We start from the raw sequence: 13,261 nt of genomic DNA, 5'->3' as shown, positions 1-13,261 counted from the left end.
ATACCTCTTGGCTTTATCAAGGGGCTTTCAGTAGCGCTCTGGCTTACTGTAAAGCCGCTGCATACAGGTCGGGCTTGAAGCCGATCAGGGTTTTATTGCCCAGATCAAGCACCGGACGCTTGATCATGGACGGCTGCGCGAGCATCAGTTCTATGGCTTTCGCTTGATCGAGATCGGCCTTTTGTCCGTCATCGAGCTTGCGAAAGGTAGTACCTGCGCGGTTCAGCACGACCTGCCAGCCGTGTTCATTGCACCACTGCGCGAGGTGTTCCCGGTCGATGCCCTGTGTCTTGTAGTCATGAAAATCGTAGCTCACGGAATTATCGTCGAGCCAGGTGCGGGCCTTCTTCATGGTGTCGCAGGCTTTGATGCCAAATAGAGTGTAAGTCATCGTTTTGGGGTGGGGTGGCTGATCTTGCTCGATACTCCCCACTTTCTCTCCTCGCAATTTAGCCGGGTATTATGCCACGTCAGACCGCATCGTGTTGTGACAGCGCTGGTACAAAGACTGAACAAAAACTAGATAATAACCCTAACTGTCATTAAGAAAACTTCACCCTTCCACGCTTGAGTGGCAAGCCCGGGCGGGCAATTATTGCTTTCCATTTAAAGGCTGGGTGCGTTATGTCTGAACAAGAGAGAAAGCGTCAAGAAGCGCTTGTCCGGCAACGTTATTACAGGGAACGTCAACGTGCCGAGGGGTTCAAGCAAAGTACGATCTGGATTCATGGTGAGGCTGAGACGCAAGGCAGGCTGGCCGCCCGTGAAGGAAAGCCGTTGCTGCCCATGCAGTCCCATGACCCGGTAAGCTGGGCGGTCGGGTGGGTTGCGGAAAAATTGCGAACACGACAGTGACCGGTATCGCTGTAAAGCCATCGCGCCACACGGGGTGAAGTACGTGGCGCGATGGCTCAAATCCGGTTACTGGCGAGTTCCGCAGGGCTGTCGGCCAGCGCCCTGCAGGCACTGCTTGCGCGTCACTGCCTGACGATCAGTATTTTCTTTGCGATGTCCTGTCACCGCGTTTCAAACTTTGAGTTCTTCCGGTCCCCGTATATGGAGCCCATCACTTCGATGTCGTCAGGGCTGAGCGTCTTGCCTGTGTTGATAATTTCAAAGTCGCCAAGGGTCAGGCCGTTGGGAATATCGTAATGCATGACAGAATCACGGTCGTAAGCCGAATGGTAGAAATCAGCAGCTTCGTACTTGTCGAAAAAATTGGTATTGATTTCTTCGTCAGTCAATCCGGATTGCAAAAGCAGGGGGCGTAGAAGCGATTCGTTCCAGGGGATGTTTGCCTGAGGATGCTGGTGCTCGTGAACTGCTCCCAAGGCGTGCCCGAATTCATGGAGCACGATACGCGTCAAGTCCGGCATGGGTTTCAGCTCTGCCGTGTACAGCTCCTTGACGTTGAATTCCATGGTGGTTTCATTCTGCTCGGCCAACAGGGCATCAGTGCCTATGGCGCTCCAGTTCAGATGTTCGTTGAAGCCGATTCGAATATCGCTGGCCCCGCCTGTCACAAACTCGAATTTCAGACTTATGTGAGGCAGCCACTTCTTCGCAGCGTCGACGATGGGTGTCGTCAGAATGGCAGGAGGGTCTTTCTGGAAAAGAATTTTCAGAGTCCGACCGCGTGCCCAGTATTTGCTGAACGACACCAGAAGACGTGCCATGCGCGTTGACTCCTCGGTGTCATAGCCTGTTTCTGATTCGTAAGTGGGAGTGATTGCCGCGTTGGTTGGGTTTTCGCGAATGGCGGTTTCGTACGAGGCTTGATGATTCGTTGCACTGCGCATGGCGCAGGATGCAGGCAGCTTTATGCCCTGTGTGGTGGGTGCGGACATGGGGTTGACCTTCATCGTAGTTCGCTTCCTTTCAGGAAGCCTGAAAAATGAAGGTTGAAGGTACGTTTGTGCAGGGTGTAGCAGGTGGTAACTAATTACCCCGCCGCACAACGCAGGCGGCGGGGCTGTATTCCTGAAGCTTGGCTTTTTATTTGCTCAGGAATGCGCGGATACGTTCGGCGGCTTCGACGCACTCGGCCAAAGGTGCCACGAGCGCCAGGCGAACCCGGCCGGCACCCGGGTTGACGCCATCCACTTCGCGGGAAAGGTATGAACCCGGTACTGCAGTCACATGCTGATCGATGAACAGGTCTCGGCAAAATGCAGCATCATCGGTGCCGACATTCGGCCATAGGTAAAAACCCCCGTCCGGGCGCTGGACGTCGAGCACTGGCGCGAGGATGTCGAGCACGGCATCGAATTTTTCACGGTACAAGTCCCGGTTCGCGCGTACGTGATCCTCGTCATTCCAGGCAGCGATGCTGGCCAGTTGAGTCTGTACCGGCATGGCGCAGCCGTGATACGTGCGATACAGCAGGAAGGCCTTGAGAACGTCGGCATCACCGGCCACAAAACCTGAACGCAGGCCTGGCAGGTTGGAACGCTTGGACAGGCTGTGGAACACCACGCAACGCTTGAAATCCTGGCGACCCAGCTCGACGCAGGCGCTGAGCAAGCCAGGCGGTGGGGTCTGCTCATCAAAGTACAGCTCGCTGTAGCATTCGTCCGCAGCAATGACAAAGTCATGTTCATCGGCCAGGGCGATGAGTTTTTTCAGGGTTTCAACCGGAATCAGTGCTCCGGTCGGGTTACCCGGCGAGCACAGGAACAGGATCTGGCAGCGCTTCCAGGTGTCCGCGCTGACTGCGTCGAAATCGGGGTTGAAACCGTTATCGCTCAGGCATGGCAGGTAGTGAGGCTGGGCTCCGGCCAGAAAGGCGGCGCCTTCATAGATCTGATAAAACGGGTTCGGGCTGATCACCAGGCCGTCATCGCTACGATTGACCACTGTCTGGGTGAAGGCGAACAGCGCTTCGCGTGTGCCATTGACCGGCAATACATTGCGTGCCGGATCGATCCAGCCCTGTGGTACGCCGAATCGACGGTTGCACCAGCCGGCAATGGCTTCGCGCAGCGCCGGGATACCCAGCGTGGTCGGGTAAACCGCCATCTGATCGAGGTTGTCTGCCAGTGTCTTGGCGACGAAATCGGGTGAGCGGTGCTTAGGCTCACCAATCGACAATGCAACAGGGCGCTTTTCCGGGTTGGGCGTTACGCCGGCCAGCAAGGCGCGCAGCTTCTCGAAAGGGTAAGGCTGAAGCAGTTGCATCGCGTTATTCATGTGGGGTGTTCCTCAATGGGCTGCGTTGAGTCGATTCGTTTGGCCGAGTGCTCATATGCTGATCCGCAAGTCATGGCCGGGCTCTGAGTTGACGCTCAGTTGCTTGACGATTGCGTCCTGCAACTGGCTGCACAACTGTGGGTCGGACAGCGGATGATTGTTCGCGTCGGTGATGAAGAACACGTCTTCCACGCGTTCGCCCAGGGTCGCAATCTTGGCATTCTGCAATGACAGATCGAACTCCAGGAAGATCTTGCCGATGCGCGCCAGCAGGCCGGGGCGGTCAGGTGCCAGTAGTTCAAGTACCGTCACCGGGCGCTGGGCGTCATTGTGAATGGTGACTTGCGGTGCGAAAGCAAAATGCTTGAGCTGGCGAGGCACGCGGCGCTTGATGATCGTCGGGTAATCATCCGGGTTGCGCAGCGCTTCGGTCAGGCCGTTGCGGATTTCCTGAACGCGTTCCGGATTGTCGCCGATCGAACCACCTTCGTTGTCGAGGACGATATAGGTGTCGAGGGTGAATTTGCTGCTGGACGTGATAATGCGCGCGTCATGAATGTTCAGGTTCAACTGGTCCATCGCCGCCACGGTCACAGCGAAGAAATCATGCTGGTCCGGGGCGTAAATGAATATTTGCGTGCCGCCCTCGAATTCCCGTTGTGTGGTTTCCTTGATCAGCACCAGCGGGCCGCCGTCGGCTGGCTGCTGCAGGATGGCATCGCTGTGCCAGGCGACGTCGCCAGCGGTGTGGCGCAGGAAATAATCGTCTCCCAGCGCTGACCAGAGTTGCTCGACATCGTCAGGGTCGGTGCCGTTACGTACCAGGATGTCCAGCGCTGCGGTCTGGGTGCGACGGATCTGCTCCTCGCGATCAACCGGGTTTTCCAGGCCACGGCGCAAGGCGCGCTTGGTCTCGGTGTACAACTGGCGCAGCAGGCTGGCGCGCCACGAATTCCAGAGGGTCGGGTTGGTCGCGTTGATGTCGGCAACGGTCAGCACATACAGATAGTCCAGATGCACTTCGTCGCCAACGAACTGGGCGAAATCGTGAATGACCTGTGGATCTGAAAGGTCCTTGCGCTGTGCGGTGGTCGACATGACCAGATGGTTGCTCACCAGCCAGACAATAAGGCGGGTGTCCCAGTCGGGCAGATGATGGCGCGTACCGAACGCCTGTGCATCTATTGCGCCCAGCTCAGAGTGATCGCCGCCGCGGCCCTTGCCAATGTCGTGGTACAGCCCGGCCAGGTAGATCAGCTCCGGCTTTGGCAGGCGAGCCATGATTTTGCTGGCCAGCGGAAATTTTTCGGAGACTTCGGTGTATTGCAGCTTGCGCAGGTGCTTGATCAGATTCAGCGTGTGCGCATCGACGGTATAGATGTGGAACAGGTCGTGCTGCATCTGCCCGACGATATGGCCGAATTCCGGCAGATACAGCCCGAGAATGCCGTAGCGGTTCATTCGGCGCAGGTTGCGATGAATGCCTATCTCGCACTTGAACAGCTCGATGAACAGGCTGGTGTTACGAATATCGTTACGGAAATCATCGTTGATCAGGTGCCGATGTTCACGCAGCAAACGAATGGTGTCGGCGCGCACGCCCTTTATCTCGGGATGCTGGGCCATGAGCACGAAGATCTCGATCATGGCAAATGGGGTGCGCTTGAAGACGTTCGGGTTGGTGGCTTCTATATAGCCGTCGTGCAGCTGGAAGCGCGAATTGATCGGCTGTGCTGTGCCGCTGTCGTCGGAAAGAATCACTTCTTCGAAATGCTGGATGATCAGATCGCTGAGTTCGGCGATGCTCATGACCACGCGGTAATACTTCTGCATGAAACGCTCTATGGCCAGCTTTGCATCGTTGTCTTCATAGCCCAGCAAGCCTGCGATGCGGACCTGATAATCGAACAGAAGCCGGTCCTCGGAGCGTCCCGCCAGCATGTGCAGCGCGTAACGCACCTTCCACAAAAACTCCTGAGAGGAGGCGAGCAGGGCGTTTTCGCTGCCCAGCAGGAAGCCTTCGCCTGCCAGTGCGTGCAGATTCAGCGTGCCATACTGGCGTCGCGCAACCCACAGAATGGTCTGAATGTCGCGCAGGCCGCCGGGCGATCCCTTGACGTTGGGTTCCAGGTTGTATTCGGTATCGTTGTACTTGTGATGACGCTTTTTCTGTTCGGCGTGCTTGGCAAGGAAGAACTCTTTGCTAGGCCACATGTGCTCGGTGCTGGTGACTTCCAGCATGCGCTGGCGCAGATGCTCGGGGCCGGCGATGGTGCGGCTTTCCATCAGGTTGGTGATGACAGTCAGGTCGGCACGGCCTTCCTGCGCACATTCATTGACAGAGCGCACGCTTTGCCCGACCTCCAGGCCGATGTCCCAGAGCAGCGTCAGAAACCGCTCGATAGGTTCGCGAAAAACTTCGTGGTCATCACTGTCCAGCAGGATCAGCAGATCAATGTCCGAGTACGGGTGCAGCTCGCCGCGCCCGTAGCCGCCCACTGCAAGCAGGGCGATATCGGCGTCTTCGCTCCATTCGAACTGATCCCAGGCCTTCTGCAGGATGTTATCCACAAACCATGCCCGGTCTTCGATCAGTCGCCGAATGTCGCGCCCCGACTTGAAGCGATCATCGAGGACGTCTTTCGCCCTGCGGATAGCCTTCTTGAACGCAGCGATGGGGCTGGCTTTCAAGGCCAGTTCGGCCTGGAACTGGCCACGATCGAACAAGTCTGGATCTACTTGCGGCATGGAGCAGTATTCCTCACGTCGGGTCGGGTGTTCAGTCGTGCAGCCTCCGGTCAGGGGGCTTTTTGTGCAATAGTGTCGTCGCTGCGTAAAGTGAAGATTTCGTAACCGTCGGCGGTTACCAGCAGCGTGTGCTCCCATTGCGCCGAGAGCTTGCGGTCCTTGGTGATCGCCGTCCAGCCATCGCCAAGAATCTTGGTTTCAGGGCGTCCCTGGTTGATCATCGGCTCGATGGTGAAGGTCATGCCTTCCTGCAGCTCGATACCGGTTCCGGCCTCGCCGAAGTGCATGACCTGCGGCTCTTCATGAAACACCTTGCCGATGCCGTGACCACAGAATTCACGAACCACGGAGAAACCGTTCTTTTCAGCGTGTTTCTGAATAACCGCGCCGATGTCACCCAGGCGAGTGCCGGGTTTGACGATTTCGATGGCCTTGTACAGGCATTCCTGAGTCACTTTCGACAGGCGCTCGGCCCATACCGGAACGGTGCCGACATGGAACATTCTGCTGGTGTCTCCGTGGTACCCGTCCTTTATGACGGTAACGTCAATGTTGAGCGAGTCGCCGTTCTTCAGCTTCTTGTCGCTCGGGATGCCGTGGCAGACCACCTGATTGATCGAGGTGCAGATCGACTTGGGGAAGCCTTTGTAGTTCAGCGGGGCAGGGATCGCCTGTTGCTCGTTGACGATGTAATCGTGGCAGAGGCGGTCCAGCTCTTCGGTGGTCACACCGGGCTTTACGTGAGGCGCTATCATTTCCAGTACATCGGCGGCCAGGCGACCGGCGATGCGCATCTTTTCGATGTCTTCCGGGGTTTTGAGGGTGATGGTCATACAGAATCTCTCGGCGTGGCTGGCACGCGGTTGGTGCGCAAAGGCGCAATTCTATCAGACCGCCAGTGCCGGGTAATCATCGCTTCCTTCTATAGGCTGTCCATGAAGCTGCAAAGTCACCGCAAAACAAGCACTTTATGGGAGTTCCGTTCTCTTCCCTTTTGTGATATAAAATGCGCCGCTTTCCAAGGTCCGTCCTTGAAGCACAAACCCACACACGTGTCGACACGATGACCTGGGTGCCCTTGGCAGATGCCATTGGTTGGTCATTGGGATACGTGGAGGCCTAACCCGACTTATCAAGGAACTATCATGTCCCAAGTCAATATGCGCGATATGCTGAAGGCCGGTGTGCACTTCGGTCACCAAACCCGTTACTGGAACCCGAAAATGGGTAAGTACATTTTCGGCGCGCGTAACAAGATTCACATCATCAACCTTGAAAAAACCCTGCCTATGTTCAACGAAGCTCTGACTTTCGTTGAGCGCCTGGCTTCGGGCAAAAACAAGATTCTGTTTGTCGGCACCAAGCGTTCCGCTGGCAAGATCGTTGCTGAAGAAGCAGCACGTTGCGGTTCGCCGTACGTCGACCATCGCTGGTTGGGTGGCATGCTGACCAACTTCAAGACCATCCGTCAGTCGATCAAACGTCTGCGCGAGCTGGAAGTACAGTCCGAAGACGGTACTTTCGCCAAGCTGACCAAGAAAGAAGCCCTGATGCGCACCCGTGATCTGGAAAAACTGGATCGCAGCCTGGGTGGTATCAAGGACATGGGCGGTCTGCCAGACGCACTGTTCGTTATCGACGTTGATCACGAGCGCATCGCGATCACTGAAGCCAACAAGCTGGGCATCCCGGTTATCGGCGTTGTCGATACCAACAGCAGCCCGGAAGGCGTTGACTACATCATCCCGGGCAACGATGACGCCATTCGCGCCATCCAGCTGTACATGGGTTCGATGGCTGACGCTGTTATCCGTGGCCGTAACAATGTTGCTGGCGGCACCGACGTATTCGTCGAAGAAGCTCCAGCTGCAGCTGCTGTAGAAGGCTGAGTACAAACGCCTGGCGTTTACTCAGTACGCGAAAAGGGGGCTTAGCCCCCTTTTTGCCACCTAGGAAATGATTTGTCGGTCTGTAGCCATGACCTTGCTGTCATGTGTTGCTGCCACCCTGATTTTTCAAGAATTGCACGCCCGGCGAACCGGGTGGAATGGTTGAAGACCTATCCAAGAGGATTTTGAAATGGCAGAGATTACTGCAGCGTTGGTCAAAGAACTGCGCGAGCGTACCGGCGAAGGCATGATGGATTGCAAAAAGGCCTTGACCAAGGCTGGCGGCGACATCGAAAAAGCAATCGACGATATGCGTGCTTCCGGCGCCATCAAGGCCGCCAAGAAAGCAGGTAACGTGGCTGCTGAAGGCGCTATCGCCATCAAGGACGACGGTAAAGCCGCTGTCATCATCGAAGTCAACTCGCAGACCGACTTCCTGGCCCTGCAAGACGACTTCAAGGCTTTCGTTGCTGAAAGCGTCGAAAAAGCCTTCGCTGAGAAGATGACTGATGCCGCTCCATTGATCGAAGCTCAGGAAGCTGCACGTCTGGTACTGGTCGGCAAGGTTGGCGAAAACGTCAACATCCGTCGCCTGAAGCGTATCGAAGGTGATGTTGTAGGTACTTACCTGCACGGCAACAAGATCGGCGTAGTTGTTACCCTCAAGGGTGGCGACGTCGAGCTGGCCAAAGATATCGCCATGCACGTAGCGGCAAGCAACCCCGAGTTCCTGTTCCCTTCGGAAGTGTCTGCCGAAGCGATCGAGCGCGAGAAGAATGTCTTCCTGCAACTGAACGAAGACAAGATCAAAGGCAAGCCGGCTGACATCGTTGAGAAAATGGTTGGCGGTCGTATCACCAAGTTCCTGGCAGAAGCCAGCCTGGTCGAGCAAGCCTTCGTCAAGAACCCGGAAGTCAAGGTCGGTGATCTGGCCAAGAAAGCCGGTGCTGAAATCGTTTCCTTCACCTACTTCAAAGTAGGCGACGGCATCGAGAAGCCAGTTGATAACTTCGCTGACGAAGTGGCTGCACAGCTGGCTGCTGCCAAGCAGTAAGACGGTTTTTCAACTGTCGCCCCAAAGAGGCTGCCCGCTCACGCGTGCGGCCTCTTTGTCGAAAGAGAAAAGGAAATTTTCCTTGGAGATTGTGCTCACAAGGCTGCATTCTCCCGACGCTCGCAGAGCGTCAAGCTAAAGTAAGCGCAGGCTTGAAATAGCCGGCACAGATTTTTTTCAGAAAACGCCGCAGGAGAGATTCGCAATGGCTCAGCAGGGCAGTGGTTATCAGGCTCGCTATAAACGCATTCTACTCAAGCTCAGCGGTGAGGCCCTCATGGGCTCGGAAGAGTTCGGCATTGACCCCAAGGTGCTGGACCGTATGGCGCTGGAAGTCGGCCAGCTGGTCGGTATCGGTGTTCAGGTCGGCCTGGTGATCGGCGGCGGTAACCTTTTCCGTGGCGCGGCCTTGAGTGCTGCGGGTATGGATCGGGTAACCGGCGACCACATGGGCATGCTGGCCACTGTGATGAACGCCCTGGCAATGCGCGATGCGCTGGAGCGCGCTAATATCACGGCCATCGTGATGTCGGCCATTTCCATGCTGGGTGTGACCGATCATTATGATCGCCGCAAGGCCATGCGCCATCTCAGCGCCAAGGAAGTGGTGATTTTTGCTGCGGGTACGGGTAATCCGTTCTTTACGACCGATTCGGCTGCCTGCCTGCGTGCGATCGAGATCGACGCCGATGTAGTGCTCAAGGCCACCAAGGTGGATGGCGTGTACACCGCAGATCCGTTCAAGGACCCGAATGCCGAGAAGTTCGATCATCTGACTTACGATGAAGTGCTGGATCGCAAGCTGGGCGTGATGGATCTGACCGCAATCTGCCTGTGTCGCGACCACAAGATGCCATTGCGCGTCTTCAACATGAACAAGCCGGGTGCCCTTCTGAATATCGTCCATGGTGGCGCTGAAGGGACCCTGATCGAGGAAGCCCAACAATGATCAATGAAATCAAGAAAGACGCTCAGACCCGCATGCAGAAGAGTCTGGAGTCGCTGACCCACGCGTTCACCCGAATCCGCACCGGCAAGGCGCACCCGAGCATTCTGGGTGGTGTCATGGTTCCTTATTACGGTGCCGACACGCCGCTGAGCCAGGTTGCCAACGTGACCGTCAAGGACTCGCGCACTCTTCAGGTCGTGGCGTTCGAGCGTAATATGCTTGCCGCTGTCGACAAGGCTATCCAGAGCTCCGGTCTGGGCTTCAACCCGACTAACCTGGGTGAGCTGCTGCTGATCTCCATGCCGGCCCTGACCGAGGAAACCCGCAAGGGCTTCACCAAGCAGGCACGCGATGCCGCTGAAGACGCTCGTGTCGCTGTACGCAACATTCGTCGTGACGCCCTGAGCCAGTTGAAAGATCTGGTCAAGGAGAAGGAAATCAGCGAAGACGAAGAGCGTCGTGCGGCTGACGACGTGCAAAAGCTGACCGACAAGTTCGTTGCGGAAATCGAAGTTGCGGTCAAGCAGAAAGAAGCTGATCTGATGGCTGTTTAAGGTTTCGGACGCTTTCATGGAAAAGATAAAACCGGCCGTGCCGTCTTCGGTACCGCGCCATGTCGCGATTATCATGGATGGTAATAATCGCTGGGCCAAGAAGCGCCTGCTGCCAGGCGTCGCTGGCCATAAGGCGGGCGTCGACGCTGTGCGTGCCGTTATCGAGGTGTGTGCCGAAGCCAGGGTCGAGGTGCTGACACTGTTCGCGTTCTCCAGTGAAAACTGGCAGCGCCCGGCCGAAGAGGTTGGTGCGCTGATGGAGCTTTTCTTCACGGCGCTACGCCGCGAAACCAAGCGCCTGAACGAGAACGACATCAGCCTGCGGATCATTGGCGATCGCTCGCGCTTTCATCCCGAGCTGCAGGCTGCAATGCGCGAGGCGGAAGTGCGCACATCCGGCAACAGCCGTTTCGTGCTGCAGATCGCTGCCAACTACGGTGGGCAGTGGGACATCGCACAGGCTGCCCAGCGGCTGGCGCGCGAGGTTCAGGCCGGGCACCTGCAGCCGGAGGATATTACTCCCGAGCTGCTGCAGACCTGTCTGGCAACGGGCGATCTGCCGTTGCCGGACTTGTGCATCCGCACCGGTGGCGAACACCGCATCAGTAATTTCCTGCTTTGGCAGCTGGCCTATGCCGAGCTGTACTTCTCCGACCTGTTCTGGCCGGACTTCAAACACGATGCCATGCGCGCCGCGCTGGCAGATTTCGCTTCTCGCCAACGTCGCTTCGGTAAAACCAGCGAACAGGTAGAGGCTGGGGCCCGGGCTTAATGCTGAAACAACGGATCATCACGGCACTCATTTTGTTGCCGATCGCCTTGTGCGGTTTTTTCCTGCTGACCGGCATGTACTTCGCCCTGTTCATCGGGGTGGTTGTCGTGCTGGGTTCCTGGGAATGGGCGCGGCTCGCAGGTTTTGCTGCGCAGTCGATGCGCATCGGTTATGCGGCTGTGGTCGCAATTCTGCTATTCCTCATGTATCTGCTGCCAGGGCTGGATCCCTGGGTGCTCGTCGCAGCCGTCATCTGGTGGGGCGTGGCGACCTTTCTGGTCCTTACCTATCCGGACTCCAGCAACCACTGGGCAAGCGCGGCCTGCAAGCTGGTGATCGGTCTTTTGATTTTGCTGCCTGCCTGGCAGGGGTTGGTGCTGATCAAGCAGTGGCCGCTGGGTAACTGGCTGATTCTGTCGGTGATGGTGCTGGTATGGGCTGCCGACATTGGTGCCTATTTCTCCGGCAAGGCGTTCGGCAAGCGCAAGCTGGCCCCCAAGGTAAGTCCGGGCAAGAGTTGGGAAGGCGTATACGGCGGTCTGGCAGTCAGTCTGGGCATTACGGCCGCTGTGGGTGTTTCTCGCGACTGGACCGTTGCTCAGTTCATCGCCGGGCTGCTTGGCGCTGCTGTGATTGTGTTCATCTCCGTAATTGGCGACCTGACTGAAAGCATGTTCAAGCGCCAGTCAGGGGTCAAGGACAGCAGCAACCTGCTGCCTGGGCACGGCGGCGTGCTGGATCGTATCGACAGCCTTACTGCGGCCATTCCGGTATTTGCGGTTCTGCTCTGGGCCGCTGACTGGGGTGTCATGTGAGTGGGCCGCAACACATCACCATTCTGGGTGCCACAGGCTCTATCGGTCTGAGCACTCTGGATGTCGTCGCACGTCATCCTTCTCTTTATCAGGTATTCGCGCTTACGGGCTTCAGTCGTCTCGATGAGTTGCTGGCCCTGTGCGTCCGGCATACCCCGCAATACGCTGTGGTTCCCGATCAGGTCGCCGCCCGTAAATTGCAGGACGACCTCGCTGCGGCCGGGCTCGACACCCGGGTACTGGTAGGCGAGGGTGGTCTGTGTGAAGTAGCCGCGCACCCGCGCGTCGACGCAGTCATGGCCGCCATTGTCGGCGCTGCCGGTCTGCGCCCGACCCTGGCTGCGGTCGAGGCGGGCAAGAAGGTCTTGCTGGCCAACAAGGAAGCGCTGGTCATGTCCGGTGACCTGTTTATGCAGGCTGTTCGGCAGAGCGGCGCAGTGCTGCTGCCCATCGACAGTGAGCACAATGCGATTTTCCAGTGCCTGCCCGGCGATTTTGCTCGCGGGCTTGGTGCTGTGGGTGTCCGGCGGATCATGTTGACGGCCTCGGGCGGACCGTTCCGCGAAACCCCGCTCGAACAGTTGCAGAATGTGACGCCCGAACAGGCCTGCGCGCATCCTGTCTGGTCGATGGGTCGCAAGATTTCCGTTGATTCGGCGACCATGATGAACAAGGGTCTTGAGCTGATCGAAGCCTGCTGGCTGTTCGACGCACGTCCGGATCAGGTCGAGGTGGTCATCCATCCGCAGAGCGTGATCCACTCGCTGGTCGATTATGTTGATGGCTCTGTACTCGCTCAATTGGGCAATCCCGACATGCGTACGCCCATCGCCAATGCACTGGCCTGGCCTGCACGTGTAGACTCTGGTGTTGCGCCTCTGGATCTGTTCCGTATCGGCCAGCTTGATTTTCAGAAGCCCGACGAGGAGCGTTTCCCCTGCCTGCGGCTGGCGCGTCACGCGGCAGAGGCTGGAGGCAGTGCGCCTGCCATGCTTAACGCAGCCAATGAAGTGGCCGTCGCTGCATTCCTTGATGGGCGTATCCGTTACCTGGAAATCGCCGGTATTATCGAGGAGGTTCTGAATCATGAGCCTGTGACTGCGGTCGAAGGGCTCGACGCGGTGTTTGCCGCGGATGCAAAAGCGCGTTTGCTCGCGGGCCAATGGCTTGAAAGAAACGGGCGATAGCGATCTGATGACCCGTCAGGATTTGAATGAAAGGGTCGATGTGGTGCGTCAACGGCAGCTTTTGAAGTCTGCGATGATTAACACACTGGCCGACCAGTCGGTAC

13 protein-coding genes are annotated in these 13,261 nt (G+C 57.3%); 8 read left to right on the top strand and 5 right to left on the bottom strand.

The features are described 5' to 3' along the window. Window positions 1–43: 43 nt before the first annotated feature. Entirely contained in the window at window positions 44–391 is a 348-nt protein-coding gene (locus AO068_RS00440) for an ArsC family reductase (protein WP_002554735.1), read from the bottom strand. 233 nt (window positions 392–624) lie between these two features. On the opposite strand from AO068_RS00440, the gene AO068_RS28720 reads away from it, so the two are divergent. Beyond that, window positions 625–855, top strand: coding sequence for a hypothetical protein (locus AO068_RS28720; protein WP_058399650.1), 231 nt, complete (start codon window positions 625–627; stop codon window positions 853–855). Window positions 856–1,016: 161 nt separating this feature from the next. Here the strand turns inward: AO068_RS28720 and AO068_RS00430 are convergent, their stop codons facing one another. The 4 genes from AO068_RS00430 to map form a co-directional block, all read right to left on the bottom strand. Beyond that, window positions 1,017–1,862, bottom strand: coding sequence for a matrixin family metalloprotease (locus AO068_RS00430; protein WP_058407354.1), 846 nt, complete (start codon window positions 1,860–1,862; stop codon window positions 1,017–1,019). A gap of 133 nt (window positions 1,863–1,995) precedes the next feature. Next, window positions 1,996–3,189, bottom strand: coding sequence for a succinyldiaminopimelate transaminase (gene dapC / locus AO068_RS00425; RefSeq protein ID WP_058399652.1), 1,194 nt, complete (start codon window positions 3,187–3,189; stop codon window positions 1,996–1,998). A 51-nt stretch (window positions 3,190–3,240) separates the two neighbouring features. Next, window positions 3,241–5,937: a [protein-PII] uridylyltransferase gene (locus AO068_RS00420; RefSeq protein ID WP_058399653.1), complete on the bottom strand. Its 2,697-nt coding sequence runs from the start codon at window positions 5,935–5,937 to the stop codon at window positions 3,241–3,243. 50 nt (window positions 5,938–5,987) lie between these two features. Beyond that, complete coding sequence (map, locus tag AO068_RS00415; protein WP_002554731.1) at window positions 5,988–6,770, bottom strand: type I methionyl aminopeptidase; 783 nt, start codon at window positions 6,768–6,770, stop codon at window positions 5,988–5,990. Window positions 6,771–7,082: 312 nt separating this feature from the next. Between map and rpsB the strand changes: the two genes are divergently transcribed. The 7 genes from rpsB to ispC all read left to right on the top strand — a co-directional run bounded on the left by rpsB (window position 7,083) and on the right by ispC (window position 13,157). Then, on the top strand, window positions 7,083–7,826 hold the full coding sequence (gene rpsB, locus AO068_RS00410; RefSeq protein WP_002554730.1) for a 30S ribosomal protein S2: 744 nt from the start codon (window positions 7,083–7,085) through the stop codon (window positions 7,824–7,826). A gap of 190 nt (window positions 7,827–8,016) precedes the next feature. After that, the gene (gene tsf, locus AO068_RS00405; protein WP_058407353.1) at window positions 8,017–8,880 is read left to right on the top strand and encodes a translation elongation factor Ts; all 864 of its coding nucleotides are present in this window, start codon (window positions 8,017–8,019) and stop codon (window positions 8,878–8,880) included. Window positions 8,881–9,085: 205 nt separating this feature from the next. Continuing rightward, window positions 9,086–9,829, top strand: coding sequence for a UMP kinase (gene pyrH / locus AO068_RS00400; RefSeq protein WP_002554728.1), 744 nt, complete (start codon window positions 9,086–9,088; stop codon window positions 9,827–9,829). After that, window positions 9,826–10,383, top strand: coding sequence for a ribosome recycling factor (gene frr / locus AO068_RS00395; protein ID WP_004657953.1), 558 nt, complete (start codon window positions 9,826–9,828; stop codon window positions 10,381–10,383). Before pyrH ends, frr begins: the two co-directional genes overlap by 4 nt. A gap of 16 nt (window positions 10,384–10,399) precedes the next feature. Then, a complete protein-coding gene (gene uppS, locus AO068_RS00390; RefSeq protein WP_058407352.1) occupies window positions 10,400–11,155 on the top strand; it encodes a polyprenyl diphosphate synthase in 756 nt (251 codons plus the stop codon). Beyond that, on the top strand, window positions 11,155–11,970 hold the full coding sequence (locus AO068_RS00385; protein ID WP_058407351.1) for a phosphatidate cytidylyltransferase: 816 nt from the start codon (window positions 11,155–11,157) through the stop codon (window positions 11,968–11,970). The genes uppS and AO068_RS00385 overlap by 1 nt, the downstream gene beginning before the upstream one ends. Beyond that, complete coding sequence (gene ispC / locus AO068_RS00380; RefSeq protein ID WP_057402177.1) at window positions 11,967–13,157, top strand: 1-deoxy-D-xylulose-5-phosphate reductoisomerase; 1,191 nt, start codon at window positions 11,967–11,969, stop codon at window positions 13,155–13,157. The genes AO068_RS00385 and ispC overlap by 4 nt, the downstream gene beginning before the upstream one ends. The last annotated feature ends 104 nt before the right edge of the window (window positions 13,158–13,261 follow it).

Source organism: Pseudomonas sp. ICMP 3272, assembly GCF_001466905.1.
In the GTDB taxonomy this organism is placed as follows: domain Bacteria; phylum Pseudomonadota; class Gammaproteobacteria; order Pseudomonadales; family Pseudomonadaceae; genus Aquipseudomonas; species Aquipseudomonas amygdali.
Note: the sequence above shows the minus strand (reverse complement) of the source record. Positions and strands in the feature narration are given on the sequence as shown.